The 24,500-nt window shown below is 43.8% G+C and carries 19 protein-coding genes; 5 read left to right on the top strand and 14 right to left on the bottom strand.

What is annotated here, in order from left to right; translation table 11 throughout:
* The first annotated feature begins 64 nt into the window (after window positions 1–64).
* The 4 genes from mutL to ACQZ43_RS16070 are packed head-to-tail and all read left to right on the top strand — an operon-like array spanning window position 65 to window position 4,739.
* Window positions 65–2,002, top strand: a complete 1,938-nt coding sequence (gene mutL, locus ACQZ43_RS16085) for a DNA mismatch repair endonuclease MutL (RefSeq protein ID WP_430613737.1) — start codon at window positions 65–67, stop codon at window positions 2,000–2,002.
* Window positions 1,999–2,748: a rhomboid family intramembrane serine protease gene (locus ACQZ43_RS16080; RefSeq protein ID WP_430613736.1), complete on the top strand. Its 750-nt coding sequence runs from the start codon at window positions 1,999–2,001 to the stop codon at window positions 2,746–2,748. Before mutL ends, ACQZ43_RS16080 begins: the two co-directional genes overlap by 4 nt.
* 25 nt (window positions 2,749–2,773) lie before the next feature.
* Entirely contained in the window at window positions 2,774–3,661 is an 888-nt protein-coding gene (locus tag ACQZ43_RS16075) for a rhomboid family intramembrane serine protease (RefSeq protein ID WP_430613734.1), read from the top strand.
* Between the two features lie 22 nt (window positions 3,662–3,683).
* Complete coding sequence (locus ACQZ43_RS16070; protein ID WP_430613732.1) at window positions 3,684–4,739, top strand: endonuclease/exonuclease/phosphatase family protein; 1,056 nt, start codon at window positions 3,684–3,686, stop codon at window positions 4,737–4,739.
* 48 nt (window positions 4,740–4,787) lie between these two features.
* Here the strand turns inward: ACQZ43_RS16070 and ACQZ43_RS16065 are convergent, their stop codons facing one another.
* The 10 genes from ACQZ43_RS16065 to ACQZ43_RS16020 all read right to left on the bottom strand — a co-directional run bounded on the left by ACQZ43_RS16065 (window position 4,788) and on the right by ACQZ43_RS16020 (window position 17,590).
* The gene (locus ACQZ43_RS16065) at window positions 4,788–5,414 is read right to left on the bottom strand and encodes a WbqC family protein (RefSeq protein WP_430613730.1); all 627 of its coding nucleotides are present in this window, start codon (window positions 5,412–5,414) and stop codon (window positions 4,788–4,790) included.
* Window positions 5,415–5,429: 15 nt separating this feature from the next.
* A complete protein-coding gene (gene lepB, locus ACQZ43_RS16060; RefSeq protein ID WP_430613728.1) occupies window positions 5,430–6,980 on the bottom strand; it encodes a signal peptidase I in 1,551 nt (516 codons plus the stop codon).
* Between the two features lie 30 nt (window positions 6,981–7,010).
* Complete coding sequence (dapB, locus tag ACQZ43_RS16055) at window positions 7,011–7,718, bottom strand: 4-hydroxy-tetrahydrodipicolinate reductase (RefSeq protein ID WP_430613726.1); 708 nt, start codon at window positions 7,716–7,718, stop codon at window positions 7,011–7,013.
* Window positions 7,719–7,731: 13 nt separating this feature from the next.
* Window positions 7,732–8,307, bottom strand: coding sequence for a DUF5683 domain-containing protein (locus ACQZ43_RS16050; protein WP_430613724.1), 576 nt, complete (start codon window positions 8,305–8,307; stop codon window positions 7,732–7,734).
* Window positions 8,307–9,206 (bottom strand): ParB/RepB/Spo0J family partition protein, encoded by a 900-nt coding sequence (locus tag ACQZ43_RS16045; RefSeq protein WP_430613722.1) that lies wholly within the window; start codon window positions 9,204–9,206, stop codon window positions 8,307–8,309. The genes ACQZ43_RS16050 and ACQZ43_RS16045 overlap by 1 nt, the downstream gene beginning before the upstream one ends.
* An 18-nt stretch (window positions 9,207–9,224) precedes the next feature.
* On the bottom strand, window positions 9,225–9,989 hold the full coding sequence (locus tag ACQZ43_RS16040; RefSeq protein WP_430613720.1) for a ParA family protein: 765 nt from the start codon (window positions 9,987–9,989) through the stop codon (window positions 9,225–9,227).
* Window positions 9,990–10,150: 161 nt separating this feature from the next.
* Complete coding sequence (locus ACQZ43_RS16035) at window positions 10,151–11,026, bottom strand: SDR family oxidoreductase (RefSeq protein ID WP_430613719.1); 876 nt, start codon at window positions 11,024–11,026, stop codon at window positions 10,151–10,153.
* An 86-nt stretch (window positions 11,027–11,112) separates the two neighbouring features.
* Window positions 11,113–12,702 (bottom strand): bacillithiol biosynthesis cysteine-adding enzyme BshC, encoded by a 1,590-nt coding sequence (bshC, locus tag ACQZ43_RS16030; RefSeq protein WP_430613717.1) that lies wholly within the window; start codon window positions 12,700–12,702, stop codon window positions 11,113–11,115.
* A gap of 84 nt (window positions 12,703–12,786) precedes the next feature.
* Entirely contained in the window at window positions 12,787–15,087 is a 2,301-nt protein-coding gene (locus tag ACQZ43_RS16025) for a gliding motility-associated C-terminal domain-containing protein (protein WP_430613716.1), read from the bottom strand.
* Window positions 15,088–15,097: 10 nt separating this feature from the next.
* Window positions 15,098–17,590: a gliding motility-associated C-terminal domain-containing protein gene (locus ACQZ43_RS16020; RefSeq protein ID WP_430613715.1), complete on the bottom strand. Its 2,493-nt coding sequence runs from the start codon at window positions 17,588–17,590 to the stop codon at window positions 15,098–15,100.
* 194 nt (window positions 17,591–17,784) lie between these two features.
* Here ACQZ43_RS16020 and ACQZ43_RS16015 point away from each other — a divergent pair, with 194 nt between their 5' ends.
* Window positions 17,785–19,983, top strand: a complete 2,199-nt coding sequence (locus ACQZ43_RS16015; RefSeq protein ID WP_430613713.1) for a B12-binding domain-containing radical SAM protein — start codon at window positions 17,785–17,787, stop codon at window positions 19,981–19,983.
* 3 nt (window positions 19,984–19,986) lie between these two features.
* On the opposite strand, the gene ACQZ43_RS16010 is transcribed toward ACQZ43_RS16015, so the two are convergent.
* From ACQZ43_RS16010 to ACQZ43_RS15995, 4 genes are all read right to left on the bottom strand, one after another.
* On the bottom strand, window positions 19,987–20,913 hold the full coding sequence (locus tag ACQZ43_RS16010) for an alpha/beta hydrolase (protein WP_430613712.1): 927 nt from the start codon (window positions 20,911–20,913) through the stop codon (window positions 19,987–19,989).
* 2 nt (window positions 20,914–20,915) lie between these two features.
* Window positions 20,916–21,500 (bottom strand): YIP1 family protein, encoded by a 585-nt coding sequence (locus ACQZ43_RS16005; RefSeq protein WP_430613710.1) that lies wholly within the window; start codon window positions 21,498–21,500, stop codon window positions 20,916–20,918.
* 5 nt (window positions 21,501–21,505) lie between these two features.
* Entirely contained in the window at window positions 21,506–21,787 is a 282-nt protein-coding gene (locus ACQZ43_RS16000) for a DUF2089 family protein (RefSeq protein ID WP_430613708.1), read from the bottom strand.
* A 125-nt stretch (window positions 21,788–21,912) separates the two neighbouring features.
* Window positions 21,913–24,489: a hypothetical protein gene (locus ACQZ43_RS15995; protein WP_430613706.1), complete on the bottom strand. Its 2,577-nt coding sequence runs from the start codon at window positions 24,487–24,489 to the stop codon at window positions 21,913–21,915.
* Window positions 24,490–24,500: the final 11 nt, after the last annotated feature.

Genomic DNA, 24,500 nt, shown 5'->3' with positions numbered 1-24,500 from the left:
TTTAACTTTGTGTTTTTAGTCTAATTTTTAAACTCTTTGGGTTTACTCTTCAAAAACGTTTTAAATGTCAAATGTAATCCGATTACTGCCCGATCATGTCGCTAATCAAATTGCTGCTGGAGAAGTGGTTCAACGCCCTGCTTCGGTGGTCAAGGAGTTGGTGGAGAACGCCGTAGATGCCGGAGCCACCGAAATCAAGTTAGTGGTTAAGGAGGCGGGAAAAACCCTTATTCAAGTAATCGACAACGGCAAGGGTATGGGCGAGACCGATGCGCGTATGGCTTTTGAACGGCATGCGACCTCGAAGATTTCGGTTGCAGAGGATTTGTTTGCACTGAGCACCAAAGGGTTTCGCGGTGAGGCCTTGGCTTCTATTGCGGCTATTGCGCACGTGGAATTAAAGACCCGCCCAATCGATGAGGAGCTGGGAACGCATTTGGTGATCGAGGGCAGCAAGGTGACTTCGCAAGAGGTGGCTGTAGTGCCACAGGGGACGTCTTTTGCCGTTAAAAATTTGTTTTTTAACATTCCGGCACGCCGTAATTTTTTAAAGTCCAATACGGTGGAATTCCGTCATATCATCGATGAGTTTGAACGAATCGCCTTGGCGCACAGTTCGATACATTTTATATTGATTCACAACGGCAGTGAAATGTTTAACCTGCCGGTTTCCAATTTTAGACAGCGAATCGTCAATATCTTCGGCGCTAAAACCAATGAAAAACTGGTGCCTGTTCAGGAGAATACCGAGATTATCGGCATTAGTGGTTTTGTGGGAAAACCCGAATTTGCCAAGCGCAGTAGGGGAGAACAGTTTTTCTTTGTCAACGAGCGCTTTATCAAAAGCGGTTATTTGCATCATGCGGTATTGGCGGCCTTTGAAGGCTTGCTCAAAGAGGGCACGCATCCGAGTTACTTTCTGTATCTGACCCTACCGCCCAATTCTATAGATATCAATATTCACCCGACTAAAACCGAGGTGAAGTTCGACGACGAACAAGCCTTATACGCGATTTTGCGCTCGGCGATTAAACACAGTTTGGGACAGTTTAACGTGTCGCCAGTGCTGGATTTTCAGCGCGATGCGACCATGGATACGCCTTACGATTTTAAAGAGAAAAAGGCCGCGACGCCGACGATTCAGGTCGATACCAATTTTAATCCGTTTCGCGAGGACGACAGCGATACTAAAAAGAGCAGAACGCCGTTTGAACCTCGTTCTGGCGGTTCCCAATCGTTTTCAAGTGGCAGTGGCGGTAGCGCTTTTTCAAAGCCCGTTTTTTCGCCGAGCTTTGAGAAACCCGATACGAGCGGGTCTTGGGAAACGCTCTATGAGGGGTTAAAATCTTCGGCGGATGATATCGATTTGTCGGGCTTGAATTTGGAAGAAGATGTTCAAGCGAGCTCGCTGTTTGAAGGGTTGATCGATGAGAAGTCGCACAGCCGCTCTTTTCAGTTGAATAAAAAATACCTCATTAGCCCGATCAAATCCGGTTTGGTTGTCATCGACCAAAGACGGGCGCATCAGCGCATATTGTACGAGAAGTTTTTGAGCAATATCACCGTGCAACAAGCCACGAGCCAACAATTGTTGTTTCCCTTGCCGCTGTATTACGCGCCTTTTGAAATTGAATTGCTGCGCGAATTGGAAGGCGCACTCAAACAAACTGGCTTTATTTTTGAGTCTATAGATTCGGATAAGGTGGTTATATCGGGCTTGCCCGTACACGTGGCCGAAAGTGAGGCCTCTATAGTACTGGAAGATTTGCTGAACGACTTACAAGGGGAGTTGCCCGAAATGTCTTTTAGTCAAACCGATCGAATCGCCAAATCTTTGGCCTTGAGTTTGGCCGTCAAGTCCGGTGCTTATTTAAATGACGAAGAACAAGAAAATTTGGTAAATTCGCTTTTCGCTTGTAAAGAGCCCAGCGTTTCGCCTTTTTTAAAACCAACATTTATCACGATGCGCGTAGAAGACATCGATAAAAAATTCACCTTATGATGAAAATCACTGAAACAGTAAAGCAACTGTTGATTATAAACGTTATATTTTTCTTAGGGGCTCAGTTTGTCCCTGCAATGGATGAATACTTGGCTTTGTTTTATTTTGAGAACCCGTATTTTCAATACTGGCAGATCTTGACCCACATGTTTATGCACGGCAGTTGGATGCACTTGTTTTTTAACATGTTTGCCCTGTATTCGTTTGGTTCGGCTTTAGAGCATTTTTGGGGCAGTAAGAAGTTTTTGTTTTTTTACATTTCCTGCGGTCTGGGCGCTGCCTTGTTGCACAGTGGTGTAAATTATTACTTGGTGCATCAGGGTATAAGTACCTTGGTGGAAAATGGATTTGACCAACAGCATATCCTCGCAACTTTGGCCGAGGGAAAATACGATTCGCGCTGGGCCCAGTTCCTCTCTAACGACGGCTTGCAAAGTATGTTGTCGTCGTATAACACGCGTGCTGTCGGAGCCTCTGGAGCGATATATGGGTTGTTGGTGGCCTTTGCCTTTATGTTTCCCAATGCAGAGCTGGCCTTGATGTTTATTCCGGTGCCGATTAAAGCCAAGTACTTTGTACCGGGTATATTGGTGATGGATTTGTACTTGGGATTGAACGGCGGATCGATTTTTGGCGGTTCCACGGGTATTGCGCATTTTGCGCATATAGGCGGGGCTGTAATCGGTTTTCTGATGATGTGGTACTGGAAAAAAAATCAATTTGAACAAAATCGCTGGGATCGTTAATTCACCGGCTAAACAATTTGCAACCATGGCACTATTAGATGATTTTAAAATGCAATACAGAATTGGCGGTATCGTTCAAAAGTTATTGTTTTGGAATATCGGTGTTACTGTCGTTTTTTTTATTTTAAACGCCTTTATCCCCTCCTTTTACCAACTGCTGTTGGGGTGGATAGGACTGTCGTCTAAGTCGCATATCGCCCTATCGCGACCGTGGAGCTTTTTTACCTACGCCTTTTTACACGCCAATATCTTTCACTTGATCTTTAATATGATTGTATTGAACTTTGTTGGGCGGTTGTTTATGACTTATTTTACACAGAAGCAATTCTTTGCGGTATATTGTTTTGGCGCTGTCTTTGGCGGAGTGTTTTACGTGTTGTCCAGCTTGGTATTCAACACGGGTATCATACTCGTCGGGGCTTCTGCCGCAATAATGGCAGCCCTAGTAGCGTTAGCTACTTATGCGCCCTATATGCAAGTGCGGCTGTTGCTCATTGGTCACGTTAAGATGTGGCACATCGCCTTGGGGTTGATCATCATGGATTTGATTCAGATACCCGCAAGCAATACCGGTGGACATATCGCGCATTTAGGCGGTGCGTTTTTTGGGTTTTTATTTATCAAAGCCCTGCAAAAAGGATGGGATATCAGCAAGCCTTTGACGTATGTCCTCGATCAGTTGGCGCAGTTGTTTCGTCCCAAACCGGCAAAACACCCCTTTAGAAAAGTGCATGTCAATACCGATCGGGCACGACAAAACAACGATGCTCCTCCGGCGAAAATGATTGCTTCCGAAAGGGAGAAAGATCCGCAACAACAGCGGATTGACCATATTCTAGATAAGATCAGCAAGTCGGGTTATGAGAGTTTGAGCAAAGAGGAAAAGGATTTTTTATTTAAAATAGGGAAGTAGTTCCACAGCATTCGATCGATTTATGAAAAGACTTTCGTGGTTTAATAAAACAGTATTTTTTTTAAATATTATCTTGGCGATACTGACATTGCTCGGGTATTTTTTGCCGTTTTTAGCCCCGAAATTATTTCCTTTTCTCTCGGTTTTAACCCTGATTTTACCCATGCTCCTCATTGCCAATATCTTTTTTCTGGTGTATTGGGGGTTGCAGTTTAAAAGACAGTTATTGTTGTCGGCAGTGATTTTGCTGCTGGGAACGACTTTTATCAATAAGTTCTACAAGTTTAGCGGACGTGAAACGCCCCTACACGAAGACGACTTTGTCGTGATGAGTTACAACGTGCGCTTGTTCAATCTGTTTAACTGGATTAAAGATGCGGACGTGGCTGCAAAGATCAAGGAGTTTGTCGATCACGAGGATCCGGACGTTTTGTGTTTGCAAGAGTACTCCAAGAATGCGAAATTGAAGTTTCCGCAGTACAAGTTTAAGTATACCACCAAACACGGGCAAAACATACAAACGGGACAGGCTATATTTTCCAAGTACCGCATGATTGACAAAGGCGAGATACACTTTCCCAATTCCAACAACAACGTCATTTATGCCGATATCGTTAAGGGTAAAGATACCTTGCGCGTGTACAGTATGCACTTGCAATCGGTCAACATCAGTCCCGATATCCATGAAAAGATCGACGAAAAGAAATCGAAATTGATTTTCAATCGCTTGAGTGTGGCTTTTAAGGAGCAACAATTGCAATCGGAGTTGATTCAATCGCACATGGACGATTCCAAACATCCAAAGATCATTTGCGGCGACATGAACAACAGCGCCTTTTCTTATGTGTATCGCAACATTAGAGGCGATTTGCAAGACGCTTTTGTCGAAGCGGGCTATGGCTTTGGAAAGAGCTACCACTTTGTTTATTACCCCGCGAGAATCGATTATGTATTTGTCGATAATCGCATAGAGGTCAAGGCGTTTAAAACCTACGACGACTTTATCAATTCCGATCATTATCCCATAGCGGCTCGATTGAAAATGGTCGAGAAATCAGATGAGATTACCGCGGATTAGACTTCGATATACCACAAAAAAAACGCTCCTAAGAGCGTTTTTTTTTTGTTAGCTATCCTCGATGAGTAAGGTTTGTTTTTTGAGGTAATCCACCGCGTGTCTGCCTTCGTTAAACAGCAGATCCAAGATGCTTAAATTGTTGATAAAACCGTATTTTTCGTCAAAGACCTGTACATAGGGATCAAATGCAGCGCGGTCTTTTTTTCCGTCGGCCAGCGAACGCAGGTCTAGGAGTTGTTCCGGCTTTTTAATGTATTCGGTCGTTTGTGCATAGGGCAAGGGCATGCCCAAACAATCGGTTAGGATTTCGTGTATCTGAAAATTTAAGTCCAGCATAAACACTTGCTTTTTTTCGAATATCGGACGTATATCGTCTTCAAAGTACTCGAAATAAGGCGAAGTTCTGTAGGAGGCTTCTAAGGATTTCAGATGTTGTTTTTGCCAGTTAAACGCGTATTCGATGCGAACATCCTTGAATTTCTGATGGTGTTCTAAGGCGTGTTTAACCGGTATGTTTAGCAGCTGCAGGCCATTGGCACTGTAGATGTACATGCGGTTTCTATTGGTTTGTTTCTGAAAGTTATCCGCTACCTCAAAGGTAATGGTATCGGCTTGCGCCATGGCTACAAACTGACTTATCGATGGAAAGTAAGTAGGGTGTAATAAAATATCCATGTATTAAAATCTCCTTTAGGATTTTCTTTTAGCTTTTCTCTTTTTGTAAAAATCGTATCCAATCCATCCCACTACGACAATCAAGAAGTACTTGAAGTAAGATACCGGTTCGCCACTACCGCCAACGGTAGTAAACATGCGGTCCCAACGAATTTTATCGATGGCCTTGCCCCAAGGGATGTTTTGATCTAAACTCATCCAAACAAAAACGGGTTTACCCACGATGTGATCTTCGGGTACAAATCCCCAATACCTACTGTCCAATGAATTGTGACGGTTGTCCCCCATCATAAAGTAATAGTCTTGTTTAATGGTGTATTCCGAAGTGGACACGCCGTTTATCTTGATTTGATCTCCTTGTACTTCCAGGGTGTTGTTTTCGTAATCGGTGATGAGGCGTTGGTAAAACGGCAGGGTTTCTGCGTTTAATTGAACGACTTCCCCTTTGTACGGTATTGCAATAGGACCGAGGTTGTCTTGCGACCATTTTTTGGAATGCGGAAAAATAGCCGTGGTCGGCTCGCGATCGATGATGCGAATGGCTTCTTTGATGTAGGAAAAGCTCTGTAGCTTTTCTATGGCTTCCTGAGTGATTGCGCTAAAATACAAGGTATCTGCGGCTATATAACCAAAGCGGTCGGTAATCTTTAATTCGTTGAGGATGTAATTTTGGTCTACAGCTGTGCCGTCTGTAGCGATTTTATAGGCGTATTGCAGCTTGGCACGGTCGTTTAAAATCAGTTCCTTGTCGTTGGTATAGACTACACCGTCTCTAATTTCGAAGCGCTCGCCGGGTAATCCGACCGTTCTCTTGACGTAGTTGGACTTTTTGTCGATGGGTTTGTATACACCTTTTCCAGGTCGGCCCGAAAAGTCATATACGGTATCCGTAGGCCAGTTAAACACGACGATGTCGTTGTGCTGTACTTTTTCAAAGCCCGGAAATCTAAAATAGGGCAAATGCGGTTTAATCAGGTAAGATTTGCTTTTGGTAAACGGTATGGAATCGTGTACCATCGGCAAGGCGATGGTCGTCATCGGTGTACGCGGGCCGTAATTGATTTTGCTTACAAATAGAAAGTCTCCTACCAAAAGGGTTTTCTCCAACGACGAGGTCGGAATGGTAAAAGGCTGTACGACATAGGTGTGAATTAAGGTGGCGACTACCACAGCAAATAAAATCGAACTCACGGTTTCTCCAGAGGAGGTTGCCGGTTTGAGGCTGCGATTGGGGATATAAGTAACGTCTACGGCATAATTGATGTAGTAGATGTATAAGCCAAGGGTTGCCACGCCCAACACGGTATCGACAGTTTTGTTTTTGCCGAAGCTGCGCAGGGTTTCCACCCAGACAACGGGAAACATAATCAGGTTGACGATCGGTATAAAAAGCAAGATAACCCACCAGCTTGGTCGGTTGATGATTTTCATCAATACGATGGCATTGTAGACCGGAACCAAGGCTTCCCACGGTTTTCTACCGGCTTTTTGATATAACTTCCAGGTTCCAGCAAAGTGTACAACTTGTACGATGAGGAAAAATATAAACCATTGAATAGGTGTCATAGCTAAGGGGTTAAGTTTTTAAAATCGGGGTTATTTTTTCAAATTTAAAACATCTTTCATAGAAAATATACCTTTTTTATGAAAAATCCATTCTGCGGCAATCACCGCGCCCAAGGCAAAACCGTTTCGGTTGTGGGCGGTGTGTTTGATCTCGATCGTATCGATGGCACTGCTATAAGAAACCGTATGAGTACCGGGTACTTGGTCGATTCGCTTGGCAAAAATCGGCAAATCCTGTGCGGTGTTTTTTTGATTGAGTGTCCACTGAGTATACGAACTGTTGTTTATGATTCCCTGTGCTAGACTAATGGCTGTACCGCTAGGGGCGTCTAATTTTTGGGTGTGGTGAATTTCTTCAATCTCCGCTGTATAGTTTTGCAAGGGAGCCATGAGTTCGGCCAAATAGGCGTTGAGTTGGAAGAAGAGGTTGACACCTACGCTAAAATTGGAGCCGTATAGAAAGGCACCTCTTTTGTCGAGGCAATAGTCGCAAACGGCTTGGTAATCGGCCAGCCAGCCCGTGGTTCCCGAAATAACGGGTATACCGCGGTCCAAAGCGGCTTGGATATTGGCTACCGCTGCGGTGGGTACGCTAAAATCTATGGCGACGTCGGCGTGTTCTAAGCGGTCGTAAGTATCGGTACTGGTTTTTTTCAGTACGATTTGGTGACCGCGTTCGAGGGCTATTTTTTCGATAATTTGGCCCATCTTGCCATATCCCAAAAGTGCTATTTTCATCGCGATGTCGTGGTTAGAATTTATACTGTACGCTCAATCCGTACTGATATTGATAATCGATTTCATTGAGTTGAAACGTCGGTTGGAAGGTCAGTTGGTCACTGACGTTAAACTGCAGTAAATGGGCATCGATATTGGCATCAATAATGCTGATGATATAGATACCTGCGGTAATTACAGCAGACAAATCGCGATTTCGCTGATAAAAACGCTGGCCTTGAATAACGCGGTCGTTGTCTAGTTTTCCAAAGCGACTGTCGTTGGGGTCGTTGGTGTGATTGAGTCGCTTTTTGTATTCATTTCGGTATTCCTTATACTTTTTGTGGTTGTCGGAATAGAAATAAATGGAAATCCCCATACCGATATAGGGTATGGGAACTTTCCAGTATTTTTTATTGTAAAACTGACCCAGTCCGGGCACTACCGCCGAGTAGAAGGCTGCTCTAGCGGGAGAAAGGGGGTCCATCGGTTGGTCTACTACGAGCTCGGGTACGCTAAATTTTAGCGAATCGTTTGCGGATTGACTGTAAGATTTGGGAGTATGTATTAACAAAAGTCCCAATACAAGGAGGTATACTGTTCTCTTCACTACTCTTCTAGGAGTTTGATTATTCGTTGTAAATCCTCTTCGGAATGAAACGGAATCGAAATTTTACCCTTGCCGTTTGCGGCTACTTTTAAATCGACCTTGGCGCCAAAAAAACTTGCAAAGGTTTTTTGATAGGCTTCGGGTACGTGAAAAGCGTCTGCCTTAGCGGGTTTTTCGTCTAGACCCAGCAATTTTTGTTGGTAGCTTTTAACCAGGGCTTCTGTTTCTCGTACCGATAGGTTTTCACTGATGATCTTGTGGTAAATGTCGGTTTGCGCATCTAAATCTTCAATGTTGATGATGGCGCGGCCGTGACCCATGCTGATAAATCCATCGCGAATACCGGTTTGAATAATCGGATCTAAACGCAATAATCTCAGGTAATTGGCTATGGTCGAACGCTTTTTACCCACGCGTTCACTCATTTGCTCTTGAGTCAATTGAATTTCGTCGATCAGGCGCTGATAGGACAAGGCAATCTCGATGGGGTCTAAGTCGTGACGTTGTATGTTTTCTACCAATGCCATCACCAACGAATCGTTGTCGTTGGCCAAGCGAATATAGGCCGGTACCGTCGTTAGTCCGATTAATTTGGAAGCGCGCAAACGGCGTTCTCCCGAAATCAATTGGTATTTGTTGAATTCGACCTTGCGAACAGTGATGGGCTGAATGACGCCCAACTCTTTGATGCTGCTGGCCAATTCCTTTAAAGAATCTTCGTTAAAATTGGTTCGGGGTTGAAAGGGATTGATCTCTATCGCATCCACATCCAATTCTATAATGCTTCCCACTACCTTGTCGGCATTGGTGTCTGCTGCTGTTTTAATATCGTTATCGGGATCTTTGAGCAAAGCGGATAATCCTCTTCCTAAAGCCTGTTTTTTTATTGCTTTTGCCATAATAATCGTATACGCAACTTATTGGTTCTTTTGAATAATCTCTTCTGCCAAGCTTAAATAATTAGTGGCTCCTTTGCTGGTGGCGTCGTAATTGATAATGCTCTCTCCAAAACTAGGGGCTTCGCTGAGCTTGACATTTCGCTGTATAATGGTTTTAAACACCATATTGTTGAAGTGTTTCTGAACTTCTTCGACCACTTGATTGGACAGGCGCAGGCGCGAGTCGTACATCGTCAATAGAAGGCCTTCGATGTCCAAGTCTGGATTGTGGATTTTTTGAACGCTCTTGATGGTGTTTAAGAGTTTGCCCAATCCCTCCAAGGCGAAGTATTCGCATTGTATGGGAATCACCACAGAATCCGCAGCGGTTAAGGCATTTAAAGTAAGTAGTCCTAAAGACGGGGCGCAGTCAATGATGATATAGTCGTATTGATCTTTAATCGAAACCAGCGATTGCTTGAGCATGTATTCTCTCTTTTCTTTGTCGACCAATTCAATTTCAATAGCTACCAAGTCGATATGAGCTGGTATTAACGATACATTGGGGGCAGAGCAAGATATGATGGCCTCCTCTGGGGTATTGCTGTGTTCTAGTAATTGATAAGTACCAATTTCAATACTTTCTACGTCTACTCCTAATCCAGAAGTAGCGTTAGCTTGAGGGTCGGCATCAATTAAAAGCACTCTTTTCTCCAAGGCGCCCAAAGACGCAGCGAGATTGACAGAAGTTGTGGTTTTTCCAACGCCTCCTTTTTGGTTGGCTATTGCAATAATTTTACCCATTTGTATCTAAAATATTTTGAGATGTAAAAATACAATTTTTTATGGGTTTAGAAAATCTAATTTATCAACAATTTTTAAAAAGTGCTATTGTTCAGTTGTTTATGCAAAAAAAGAAGTCAAACGATTGATTTTTCGAATGACTTCTATCTTTTTTAACGGGCTTATTTTTTACTTTTTATATGCGCTTCGAGCAAATCCCACATTTCCGGTGGAATTTGTTCTAACATATTAAACTCTCCGGCGCCTTGTAGCCATTCTCCTCCGTCGATGGTAACGACTTCTCCATTGACAAAAGCGGAAAAATCAGACACCAAATAGGCGGCTAAATTGGCCAGTTCTTGGTGTTCTCCTACGCGGCGAAGCGGTATTTTTTTGGTTAAATCAAATTTTTCTTGCAGGTCTCCAGGCAGTAGGCGATCCCAAGCGCCTTTGGTCGGGAAGGGTCCCGGGGCGATGGCATTGGTGCGGATGCCGTATTTGGCCCATTCAACGGCCAAGCTGCGCGTCATGGCCAGAACACCTGCTTTGGCCGTGGCGGAAGGCACGACGTAACCCGAACCCGTCCACGCATAAGTGGTGGTGATATTGAGGACGACTTTGTTTTTTTGTTTTTGTTCAATCCAGTGCTTTCCAAAGGCTAACGTACAGTTTTTGGAGCCTTTTAGAACGATGTCGATTATGGTATCAAAGGCATTGGCCGATAAGCGTTCGGTAGGAGAAATAAAGTTTCCCGCCGCATTGTTGAGCAGCACGTCTACCTGTCCGAATTTTTCCAAAACGACCTTCAACATGTTTTCCACCTGGTCGTAATGGCGCACATCGCAAGCAACTGCCAAGCAACTTCCGCCGGTTTGCGCTTCCAACTCGGCCGCTGTCTTTTGCAGTTTGTCCAAATCTCTAGAAGTAATTGCTACTCGGGCACCCAACTCTAAAAAATAAGTAGACATGGCTTTTCCCAAGCCGCTTCCTCCACCAGTTACGACAATTACCTTGTCATTCAGGGCTCCATCACGAAGCATTTTAGCAGTAAAATTCATAGTTTACAATTTATAGGTTATGTAAATATAGCAAAAAAGATCTATGCGCGCATAGATCTTTTGAATTTTATCTGTGGATAATCCTGTTAAAAGCGCACAATATTGAATTGTTGTTCAAGGGGTTGTAGCTCGTCGATCAGGCGCTCGATCAATTGAGGTCCGTATGCCTTGTAGAACTCGGAGAAGTTCACCACCCGCTCTTGTAGGGTGCCACCGGGAAACATACTGAGGTGCAACAGGTTTATGCGCTCCAAGGCTTCGCGATGGAGTCTTTTCTCGGCTTGGTGCAAGCGTTTTTCCAAGTGATTTAAGCCATTGAGTTGTTTTTGTGTTTGCGCCTGTACCGCTCCCGTAAAGGAAGGGTCGGTTTGTTGGGCTATTTTTTCCAAGGCTTTAAACTGTTGAACTAAAAACTGGCGTTGCTGTTCAAAATCAAAGTTGATTTGGGATAATTCGGCGGTTTTCTTATCGATTAAGGCCTGGTGTTTTAAGAATACATCCGACCAATTCAGCTGCAGTCGCGCCATTTTTTGCACTTGTTTTTCGGTGACTAGCAAGGCGGAATTTCTCAGTAAAAGCATGGGAAAAACGAGCTGATACTCGTTAAACACTTGCTTTAACTCCAGCCAATACGCCAGTTCACCGCCGCCGCCTATATAGCAGAGGTTGGGCAAAATGAGCTCTTGATAAAGCGGGCGAAGAATGACGTTGGGGCTAAAACGCTCGGGGTAGTTCTGCAGCTCTTCCAAGATGGCGTCGCGCGTAAAAGTGCGCTCGGTATTGTTGATGATATAGTGTGTGCCATCAAAAACAATGCGCTCTCTGAGGTGATCGGTGATGTAGAATAGGTTGATTTCGCGCGGGTTTACCTGAATGAAATAGTCGTTCAATACCGCAAAACTCTCCTGTACTTTTGCGTGCGAAGCCTGCTCTAGGAGTTCTTTTTGAACGATAGGCGCAAAGAGTTTTTTGAGCTCGCGGTCGTCGCCATCTAAAATGACCAGGCCGTATTCGCCAAATAGGGCATTGGCCAAATAGCGGGTGGCTTCGGCTAAATTGTCGTGTTGGAGGTAGGCATTTTTAAACCAGGTTCGAATTTGGTCGGCGTTTTGCCCCACACCTAAGTGCGCGGAGAACACCTCAAATACCTGTTGCAATTCGGCGGTATCGAGTCGGCCTACTGGTCCGGTGGCTTCGCGATTCCACTGAATTTTTTTGTCTTCAAATTGAAAGTGGTTGATTTCGTCAAAGTCATGGTCTTCCGTGGCCATCCAATACACCGGTACAAAATGATATGCGGGGTACTGTTTTTTTAAGGCTTTACTCAAATTGATGGTCGAAATAATCTTATACAAGAAATAGAGCGGTCCGGTAAATAAGTTTAATTGATGTCCTGTGGTTATGGTAAAGGTGTTTTCGCTTTGCAAGGCGATTATGTTTTGACTGCTGCTTTCGCTGAGCTCGTGTTGTTGGTATTGTCGAATAAGGGCTTTAGAGAGTACGGTACGGTGCTCCGCTGGAAACTGTTGCCCTTTTTCCGTCAGTTGTTTTTCAAAGTTTTCCAAGGTGGGAAAATGGTGGTACAGTTCTTTTAGTCGAGGCTCTTGATTGAGGTAGTCTACCATGAGCTTGGAAAAATATCCGGAATTTTGGTAAGTAATACAGTCCAAAGGCATAGTTTGTTTTTTGGCTAAATTAAAGAAAAAAAAACTCCCTCCATAATTTTAACGAATTAGGAGGGAGTCTTTACAAACCGATGTTTATTTGGGGGTGTTTAAATAAATCCATCCCGTTCGTGGAGCGGAGTCGTTGAGGAATTCGATTTGATAGAAATAAGTGCCCGCTGGCAGCGTATTTCCTTGGTTGTTTTGTCCGTACCACTCATCTTTATAGTGGGACTTTTCATAGACAACACGACCGAGTCTGTTGTAAATAATCAGTTTGCGCACTTGAAAGTTTTTGAGGTCGAGATTGTCGTTAATCATATTCATATCCGGAGATATTCCCTTCGGTATGGCACAGTCCAAATTGTTGATGCGAATCGAGCCGGAGGTCAAACATCCGCTTTCGTTCATGACGATGACATCAAACACCGCGGGCCAATCCTCTTTGCGAATAGCGAGTTCTGTAATGTTGAGTTTCTCTTTTTCCGAAACGAGTTTTCCGTTATAGTAGTATTCGTATTGTACTATTGGAATTAGATTAGGCCCTTCGTACAGTTTGGTCAGTAAGAAAAACTGGTCGTTAACACATTGTGGGTCAAATTCTACGGTCGATTCGGTGGTGTCTACAATTTCCATAGTGGTTTGTGTGGCACATTGTCCGCTACTAGGTGTAAAGGTATAGGTCAAAAGATTTCCGTGTTCTTGTGTCAGTTTCCAGCTTCCCTGTATACCGTTGGTCGAGGTTGGGGGAAGTTGCTCTTCGTCAAATTTGCAATTGACGCTGATGGCGTTAAACAATGGGATTTTCTTGTCTTGAATAGTTATGACAACACTATAGGTCTCTACGCAAAATTCGTTAGGTGTAAAGAGGTATTCTATGGTATTGGTCGTTTGTTTGGTCTTGGTCCATTCGCCGGTAAATCCGTTGATTGAGGTCGTGGGCAGGTCGATATCGGACAAGTTGCAAACCGATTTGATCAGGTTAAATTCGGGCTTTTTGACATGGAAAATATCAAAAACAAGTTTTTCGTAACAGATTAAATCATCTGGAGTAAATTCATAAGTTTCTTTTTCGCTGTCGTTACTCAATAGTTTCCAAGTTCCCTTAATGTGGTTTGTTGAGTAGAGTGGGAAATCGAAATTAGCAGAGGCACATGCCGGCATCATTAGGTTAAAATACGGTTTTTCCCTTTCTTTTATTTGAACCTTCATCACGGCTTCCGTTGCACATTGATTGCGAGCAGGTGTAAATTTATACGTAGCGCTTGTGATGTCGCTAGCGATTAGTGTCCATTGACCCGTAAAGTTGTTTATCGAAACCGTGGGAAGGATTATTTGATCGATATGACATACGGGATCATGCGTTGCAAAAAGAGGGGTTATCCCCAGTATGGGAATGGTAAATTCATACGGATCCACGCATTGTCCGTGCGGTTGGAATCGGTAGGTCACGGTGGTGTCTGTTGACGACATTTGCGACCAGTTTCCCGAATTTCCTTGGACTGATATCGAAGGTAATGGGGAATTTAGTGTTGTTTTATCGGGACATATAGAGGTCGGTAAGTTTGTAAAAGTAGTAAAATCAGGTGTTCGTGGAAAAACCGACCAAGTGCGATAATAATGCAGCAGTCCTGTGGTCTCGTTTAAGGCCAGTAGTGCATATTCTCCGGGTATAGTGGTGTTTATCAAGGAGACGTTTCCCGGATTGGGGAATCCGTCTGGTACATCCCATTCATAGCGTATATTTGGAGTTGGTACCGGGTCGCCTTCCAGCAGTACGCTTTCCCCGCGACAGATATTTACCAATCCATTGCCAGGACCGCCAGGACCGCCGCCGCCAGGAGGGGGTACCAATACTTCTAAGGCATAGATGATAAATGAGTGTGTCTTTCCGTTGGTCGTGGAATAGTTAATGGAGAAAGACGATATGGGAGTCGTGCTCATGTGCCACATCGCATTGCTGTACGAATTGTGCGTGGCCGTTGCCGAATTTATCGTAGCCGTTACACCCGTTGCTTCAACGCTGGTAAAAGTGACTCCTCTAATGTTAAAGGAGTCGTTGTGACTGGGCGACATGTTGATGTCGCCAATATTCAATCTGGAAATCACCACGGGAGGCGAAAAGTTAAACGTTATTTTTTTGGAGGGCGGAACTTGCGGGTTTGCCTGGGTGGTAAAGTGATTGGCACTATAGCCCATCAATGAAGGGGCTTGGTGCGGAGAACTAAAGGTCAAATCATTGCCTTCACCTTCCTGAATGACAGTTACCGTGCCCCCATAATAAAAACCATCCATTACATTGCTGTTAATTGCAGGCACCCATTTGACAAGCTGTTGTGCCAACGCGGCATTGAAGCAAAACAACAAGGTAATAACTAATACTCTTTTAAGCATCATATCTTTTTTTTTATCTTATAATTTGAATCCAACCTTCTAGTTCGCCGTTTAAGGCATCCATACTATACCAATAGGTACCGTCGGGAAGTGGATGTCCGCTATTGGACTGTCCCATCCACTGATTGGTATAGGTACCGGAGAATGTGTATACTTCTTTACCGTAGCGATTGATTATCGATAGGCGGCTTACTCCAAAAGGCGTTAAATCCCAGAAGTCATTTTTTCCATCTCCATTTGGCGAGATTCCTTTGGGAACTTTACACTCGTTGTTATAGACGGTAAAACTCGTTTCGTATATGCATTCCTCCGCATCGTTTTGATTGTTGTCCGCTAGGTTTTCTGCAGCTTTGGAGCTGCCATAGATATAGATGGTTCGCTTTCCAAAAACCAAGGCTTTACCCGCTTGAGAAAATTCGATTTTTGTACCTTTACCATTAGGCCCATTGGGCTGGGTATAGTAGGCATAGCCCGCTGATAATGCTGGTAATTCATAAGGATCACAAGCTTTCATATATTGGTCTGTATTGGTAATTCTGTCTTTTGAGTCCAGTTTTATACTCGAAACGGCAAAACAACCCATTTTGTTTTCCATGCGCACATAGATAATCCTTAGCTCGTTAAAAAGTACGGAATAATTTTTAAAATCCGTCAAGTTGTTTTTAGAATTTCTCGCGTCGCTCTCTTCCTCGTGGTAGCTGATTTGGTAATCTTGCGCTGGCTCTCCCTGTAACAATGCCGGTAAAGCCCGGGTCAAATCGTAGATTAAGGCGTTGGAAGTGACTTCGCCACAAAATTCAGAAATCAGGGTCTCACTCGGAGACATCTTGGTTTTTGCGGGTATTAAATTCAGGTGAATAATAACCGGGCAATGATTGTCGATGGTTACTCTGATGTAAACGGTTTTCTTTTTAGAAGTATAGGCAGTTGTAGCGGTGATGGTCGAAAGGTTGCCCATTTCGGCATCGCTATAAACTTCGTAATAGCTAAATTCCAAATCGGTTTGCCCTTGTGCTATAACGGTTTCATAACTCGTTAAATCGAAGGTTTCTTTGCCGTCTAAGTCATCGTCGCAAATCGCGTAATCGATTTTTTTATTTTCAATTTTTGGCGCTTTAAACACGACCAAATTTAAAGTAACCGTTATAGGACATTTGCCCTTTAAGCTCACTCGGACATACAAGGTTTTGCTGTCGGAGGTATAGGTAGTGGGGTTCGCTATATAGTTGTTGTTGTCTAGTAGCGCATCGGCGTTGTTTTCATAATATTTAAAACTCAAATCCGTTTGACCAGCTGATATAAGGGATTCTTGACTGCTGAGGTTAAAAATTGCCGTGCCTTGATGGTTGGTTTCGCAGAGCTCATAGTCAAAAGAGGTAATGGGCAACACCGCGGTCGGATTTACACGGAGATTGACCGTAACGATTACCGGACAGCGATCTAGTATGCTAACGCGTATATAAATCGTTTTGTCTGAAGCGCTGTATGTTTGTGGTGACTGTATAGTGTTGGTCGTGTTGTCGTTGGCATCAGTGATGTCTTCGTAATATTTGAATTGCAAATCCGTTTGGCCGTTTGCAATTTCCCGTTCGAGGCTTTTTAGGTTGAAAATCTCGGTGCCATCGTTGTTGTAATCGCACATTTCAAAATCGATGTTTTGGTTTTGTATATCGGGTACTTTGTCGGCGTACAACTCAATTTTCATCACTTTTTTCATCACCCCATTGCCGCGTTTAATACGGGCATAAATCGTATTGGGATTGTTGGCAGTCGTGGCTACATAAGTTAGTGGAAGCACGTTGGTAGCTGCGGGGTTTTTAGCATCGTTTTCTAAAGCAAAAAAATCAATGATGTCTGTAGTGATTCCATTTCTAATATCGGTTGCTATTTGAGAGAGATCAAAGATTTCTTCTCCGTCGTGGTCTTCATCGCATTTGCGAAAGTCTTTGTCGAAGAGGCTACAATTTAAGGTCGCATTCCCACCAAAGGAGATGACGAATCCGGAATCTGAAACCGACCATCGGTTTACGGCTATCAAAATGGCATCGCCGGGTACAACGTCGTAATGACGCACCATGCCCGGAATCAATCCGCTGATGCCTGCCCCTGGAAGCTCACAGGTTTCCGTAGGCTCCATGAGAGACAAACCGATAGAATACATGCCGGTGATGTTAGGGTCATTTTGAGACCCGCGATCGGCAGGGCCGAGATTGTTCAGATTGGGATTTAACCAACTGCCGAAATCGTAATCGACGTTGGCTGTCGGCGTAACTACAAAGGTAAAGGTCGTTCCCGCAGTAATTTCAATATAATACAACACCAGGGTATTGGTGAGGTTACTCGTACTGCAATGGGTTCTTAAGTTATTGTAAATTGTTCCCGTAGGGGTAGGGCTAACGATGTTCTGTGCGGAGCAGACTCCAATCACATCGTTGGGATTTATCACTTGACCAAGCGCGAAGTGGCTAAAGCATGATATCAGGGCGATTAGTAATAGTTTTTTCATAATTATCCTATTTAAGCTTTATAATTCTTAGTTTGTGGTACTTTTTTTTGAATATTGTATTTTCAAATATATCAAAAAAAACTAATGTTTTGTTAAAAAAAATAGGTTTTGTTGCGTCTAATTTTTTTTATGTACGTAAAGAACATTTTAATACCACTGATTAATTGTGTACTTTTGTCCGATATTTCAACGCTTTGGAAACTACTGTCACCCTCATTACTCCGCCCTTTACCCAATTAAACACGCCTTATCCGGCTACGGCTTATATCAAAGGTTTTTTTAATACCAAATCGATTCGTTGTTTTCAATCGGACTTGGGTATAGAAGTTATTTTAGAACTCTTTTCTAAAACGGGCTTGGAAAATCTCTTTGCTCATATAGATGAACATTCTCAAATGTTGTCCGACAACGCTCAACGCATCTTGGCCTTGCGCGCGGAATACACCGCTACTATAAATGCGGTTATCGGGTTTTTACAGGGAAAGAATGCGACTTTAGCCCAAGCGATTACACAAGATAATTTCCTGCCTCAGGCGTCGCGATTTAGTCAGCTGGAAGAGTTGGAATGGGCATTTGGAGCGATGGGCATCCAGGATAAAGCCAAGCATTTGGCCACCTTATACTTGGAAGATTTGTCGGATTTGATCGTCGAAGCGGTCGATGATAATTTTGGTTTTAGCCGCTATGCCGAAAGGTTGGGGCGCTCGGCCAATAGTTTTGATGAACTCTACGGGGCTTTACAAGCAGAACCGACTTATATCGATCGCGTTGCACTGCGATTATTAGCCAAGTTGATCGCGGATTCCAACCCGACAATCGTTGGCTTTTCCGTTCCCTTTCCCGGAAATTTATACAGCTCCTTTCGCTGTGCACAATGGATTAAGAAAAACTACCCCCACATCAAGATTACCATGGGGGGAGGCTTTCCCAATACGGAGCTGCGGTCGCTAACCGATGTACGCGTTTTTGAGTTTTTTGACTTTATCACTTTGGATGACGGGGAAGCGCCGCTGGAGCATTTAATTCTTCACCTCGAAGGAAAGCTAGATCAAGACGCTTTAAAGCGAACGTTTTTACTTCGTGACGACCGTGTTGTTTACATCAATAATCCCCTGGTGCGCGATTATAAGCAATCCGATGTGGGTACTCCGGATTATTCGGGCTTGTTGTTGTCCGAGTATATCTCGGTTATCGAGATTGTCAATCCGATGCACCGGATGTGGAGCGATGGCCGCTGGAACAAGCTGACCATGGCTCACGGTTGTTATTGGGGGAAATGTACTTTTTGCGATATTTCCTTGGACTATATTAAGGTCTATGAACCCGTAGCAGCCAAGTTGATTGTCGATCGTATGGTAACTTTGATTGTGCAAACCGGAGAAACCGGATTTCACTTTGTCGATGAGGCCGCCCCACCTGCTTTGATGCGGGAGGTGGCCTTGGAGCTGATTCGCCGTAAAATCACCGTTTCTTGGTGGACCAATATCCGCTTTGAAAAGAGTTTTACGCGCGACTTATGTCTGTTGCTAAAGGCTTCGGGCTGCATAGCGGTTTCCGGCGGACTGGAGGTCGCTTCGGATCGCTTGCTCCAATTGATAGACAAAGGGGTTACCGTAGCACAAGTGGCTCAGGTCAACCAGAATTTTACCGATGCGGGTATATTGGTACACGCGTATCTCATGTATGGTTTCCCCACGCAAACGGCACAAGAAACGATAGACAGTTTGGAAATGGTTCGGCAATTGTTTGAAGTAGGGGTGATGCAATCTGGATTTTGGCATCAGTTTGCCATGACGGCCCACAGTCCTGTTGGAATGAATCCCGAGTTGTTCGACGTGATTAGGGTCAATGAAGACGTCGGCAGTTTTGCCAATAACGATTTGGTGCATCGCGAAAAATCGGGTGCGCAGCACGACAAGTTCTCTTATGGACTTAAAAAGTCGCTTTTCAATTATATGCACGGGCTGTGCTTTGACTGGGCGTTGCAGGATTGGTTTGACTTTAAAGTTCCCAAGACATCGATGGCACCCGACTATATTTACCGCATACTCGAACGGGATATATTGCCGGTTTACAAACCCAATAATAAGGTGTTTTGGTTGGGTACCTCGCCCAAATTGACGTTTTATACCAAAACCAAAAAGGGCAGGACGTTTGAAAAAGCCTGCTTGTCTTTCTATACCAAAAAAGATACCCTGACCTTGGATACCGATAAGGCAATAGGCGTTTGGTTTGAGGAATTCGTGGAGAAACTCCAGCAAAAGACTTCAAAAACCGTGACATTTCAAGAGATGAAATTGGATTTTGAAGCCGCTTGTCAAGAGGATTTTGAGCCTTTCTGGTATTCGAAAACCGCAAGGGAATTGCGGGAAAACGGCTTGTTGGTTCTCTAGGTTTTAACGCAATTTATTTTTTTCTAAAAAAGCGGTAATAACCGGAATCAGCTCGGAATGCAGGGGCAGGTTGGCTTGGTTGTACGACTTGATGTTGTCTTCGTCTTTGACGATGTTTTTGAAAATGTGGTTCATCCCTTCTATCAGGACCAGATCGCTGGCCGAATTGGCCTGGTGCAAGCGCTTGGCTTCGGCTACGCCGACCTGAATATCTTGAGTTCCGTTTATGAGGAGCAGCGGAATTTGGAGCTTGGCAATTTCTGCTGCGGGGTCGTATGTCATCCACGATATCAAATAAGGCTGTACGCCGGGATTAAACAAGCTTTGAAGCATCGGAATCACCTCGTTTACCCGTTCGCCTTTTTTGAGTTGAGATACAATAGTTGCGGTTTGTTTTTTTAAAAAAGGCGCTTGTCTCGCGATTTGTTCTTCTATAATAACATCGATGGTTTGTCCTGCACCGGCTAGGGAAACCAAGGCCTTGGTTGGGGATTGCTGTGCGGCGAGTAGTGCGATTAACGAACCTTCGCTGTGACCGACAAGCACGATGTCTGCAAACTGCTCCCGCAGCTTTGTCATGATCAAGGCTACGTCTCTTAGCGGGTCCTCAAAAACAGTCACCTCGGGAATGGTTTTATTGCGAAGTTGAGCCAGTACTCTTTTGTCGTAAGTAAATACATTGTACTGCTCCTGGGCCAATCCCTCGGCTAGAAATTTCAGCGAGTTGTTTACCGAAACCGATAGGGTATTGCCGTTGCGATCGGTTGGACCCGATCCCGGAATCACGAGCAGTAGCAGTTTGCTTTTGGGGTTGCCCAAATACAAGTTTCCCTGGATTTCCGCATCGATATCGACCACGCGCTTTTCTGTTGTTTGGGCTATGAGTGCCGAAGAAAAGAGCCAAAGAACTACGGCTAGATTTAATTTCATGATTAATAGAGATAAACGAAGAATTTACTGATGATTTCCGCAACGAGCACCGTTGCGATTAGGCTGACAATATGACCGGTCTTTTTTAGGTTGGTAGCGGTCTTGAAGCCCTGATACAATAGATATGCAAAAGCTATAATCGCCAATATCCCAGCGACGGCAAACAACAACAGCAACAGTAAAAGTCGAGGTTCTTGCAGACTTGCGGAAAACAGCTCCGGATTGCCGATGTTTTGCTCTAAAATCGCCGTGGTATTGCGGGTGAGCTGGTTGATGTTTAGCAAGCTTAAAAAGTAAAACGGTATGCGGCAGATAAAAGCGGTGTTTAAGATGTCGATAAACCGCGTTTTGGGATTGATGATCTTGCCCAATACAAACAGCATCAGTGCCAGGAGTGCGGTGTTGAATATGTTGTCTAGAAACGGCTGTATGGGCGCGATGTTTTGAGGAGTGCTCAAATCCATGATTCCTATAAAGCGCACATCAGTGGCTATAGCGAGCAGCGAACCGAGCAATAGGGATACCAATCCGATGCTCATAAGTTTTTTGTCATCGATGCGTTCAAAAAGTTGAGAAATCCAATTCATATTTACTAGGGGTTAAATGTTTTTAAATGGTTGATCCGCGCAATAATATCGTCTAGTCGGTTTCGGACGGTGGGATAGCTGATGTTCATCGTGGCGGCCATTTCCTTTAAGCTGCCACTAAATAAAAAAAACTGCAATATAAAGTCTTGCTCCTCTTGAGGGAGTTGCAGCAGTAGGGGCAGTGCAAATTTTCCGCTAACTCGGGTTTCACAGCTTTCACAGCTGAGCTGAGACACCTGAAGCGCCTCTTGGCAACTGGGACAATGAATCGGTAGTTTGTTTTTCATTTGTTTAGCTTTTGTTTAATAAAAGTAATATATTTATTGATATAAATATAGATTTTTTAAGTATTCTTTATATATGGCTAAAAAAAACTCCTCTGCGAAGAGGAGTTTTTAAGGGTTTTATTCTTTTAATATAGGTATAATTCGAAATCGCTTACATGCGGATAAAGGGACTCCAAAGTAAGTGGGGTGACAACAGGAAGCGGTTTTACAGCATCTTTTTTGTCGATGACCTTAATGCTGCTTTCGTACATCAGGCTGTTTCCTTCATTTCGATAGGCCTTAATCTTGTAGTTTTGACCTTTTTTGGTCACTGCGATATGGCTGTCGTAATTGTAATTGTAATCTTGTAGCAAGAGCGATATCGTTCCCGAAATCAATTCGCCATCTTGAACTCGGGCTTTGTTTTGAATTTTTCCCTTTTCGTTGTAAAAGAGAACTTCGCCGTCTAAGTTTTCCGCAAGGGTTTTAAAATCGTAACGCGGTAGCCCCGTGTCGGAGAAACTGCGCACCTGATACCGTTGTTTGTCTTCGTCCAACAGCGTTCTCGTGTATTTGAGTTGGCCGTCGACTTCCATTTTACTCTCGGCTATATAACCGTTTTTATAGGTTTTGGTTCTAATGGAATTCTCACCGTCAATCGAAATCAAAGTACCTTCAAACGGTTCGTCGTCTTTATAAGTCAGTCTCGAGATCTCTTTTCCCTCCGAATCGAAGTAAATCGCCTCGCCATTATAGCGGTCATTCTCTAAGGGAATGCGATTGATTACCAAGTTGTTTTCGTAATTTTCGGTAAAGACTTTCTTTCCTAAGTGATAAAAGTTTCGGGTGCTGATTTCATCGCTATAAATCGAATAAGTGATTTCCTCTCCTTCTTTTTCCCCATTCTCGTAATGGGTAACTATTTTGGACGCATATTCATCGCGAATCACGGTTTTTCCCTCAAACGGTTTGCCGTCTTTATAAGTGGCTTTGCTGATCAATTCATTTTTTTCGTAGAAGAGCCCTTCTTTGTTGAAATCGATTTCCGATTCTAAATAGATTTTAGCATTGAAATCGAAGAAGGTGTCGTTTTTGTAAAACGTCTTCTTGTATAAGAGTGCTCCCTTCTGGTACTTGGAAATGCTTTCGATGTCGTTGGTCGAATCAAAGAAGCTATAGAGGGTACCGTCCATTTGAAGGTGATCAAATTTTCCGAGCAATTTGCCTTTGTCGTCAAAAACCGCCGTGGTGGTTGGGCTGTAATTCGCGTATTCACTTTGGCTAAAGACTTGACCGTTGGGGTGGTATTTTATTTCCGCAATTTGGTAGCCGTTTTCGTTATAGCTGGTTTCCATTTGCTTGACCGCCTTTCCGCGGTAGTTGACAAAGGTTGTGCTGTTTACGAGTTGACCCTTTTTATAGGTCGCTGAGGTCGCGATAAAATCGGCTGCTGTCAGGGTGAGCACCTCGCCTTCGATCGGGGTGGAATAAGAGGTATAATCCGTATTGGTGTCGTAGGTAGCCGCGCCAATTTGCTTGCCTTTTTTGTCGAGGTAAACCGTTTTAAAATTGGCCGATTTCTGAAAGACTTCTCCGCTGCTGTAATGCTTAGTTTCGGAAACCAACTGCCCGTTTTTAAAAATACGGCTGCCGTTTTCTTGTTTTTCCGTACCGTCAAAAGGCTCGCCGTATTCCGAATAGGTCAATTGCGATTCTTGCTGCCCTTTTTTATCGTAATAGGTCGTTTTTATCGGATAGTAGTTTTCGCGGTACAGGGTTACTTTTTTAAGTACTCCTTCTAAGTCGTATTCCTGAAGCGATGCCAATTCGTCGTCTTGGTAGGTGTAAATGCTTTCAATTTGGTCATCCTTACCGGCTTCTAAGCTGTAAATGATGTTGATGCCTTCTCGAACCGTAACATAATTTTCTAGATCGGTGCGCTCTCGGTAGGTACCCAATTCCTTTCCGGATTTGTCGTAATGCGTCAAAACCTGAGTTTCACCCTCTAGGGTTTGAATCTCTTTGGTTTCTCCGGTTCTAAAATAGGTGGTCTTCTGAATGAGTGCCTGGTCGGCATAGTCGGAAACCGATTTGATTTGAAAGGGGTGGTGGTAGAACGCTATGTGTTTGCCATCGGAAACTTCAAAATGGGCATAGGTACAACTCGCAATCAACGCATCGTTGTGGTCAAAGGTTTGTTCCTTGGAAATAGTGCCGTTTTCAAAATGGATGATTTGTCGAAATTTATTGGGTGCTTCGTCGAAAAGCATGGCCGAGGTCAATACGCCTTCGCGATTCTCCAAAGCGATATAGACATCTTGAAATTCCGAGACTTCCGTACCGTCAAAGAGTTCGTTGTTGCGGTATTCGGCTAAAAACTTGGTCCCGTCGGTTAAGGTTGTCACCGAAGTTCCTTCTTTAACGCCTTTGTTGTATTCAAAAGTGGTTAAGGGTTTTCCCTTGCGGTTAAAAATTATGACGGTTCCTTGGTAAATGGAAGGGCTTTCCTTTACCGACGAAATGCCTTTGGAATACAGCTGGTGTGCCGTTGTATATTGAGTGACTTCAAAGCCGTTGGGCTTTTTGGTTTCTATAAATTTGTAGTAAGCGGCCACTTGTTTTTCAACGACTTCATCGTTGTAGCCAATCCAAATCGTATCGTTTTGTGCATGTACTGCAGTAGCTGCTAATAGTAATAGAGGCGCGTAAAAGGATTTTTTCATATAGAAAAAAA

Source organism: Flavobacterium sp. JP2137, from assembly GCF_050562195.1.
Taxonomy (GTDB): domain Bacteria; phylum Bacteroidota; class Bacteroidia; order Flavobacteriales; family Flavobacteriaceae; genus Flavobacterium.
The sequence above is the reverse complement of the archived record's forward strand: the minus strand, read 5'-3'. Positions and strand labels throughout refer to the sequence as shown.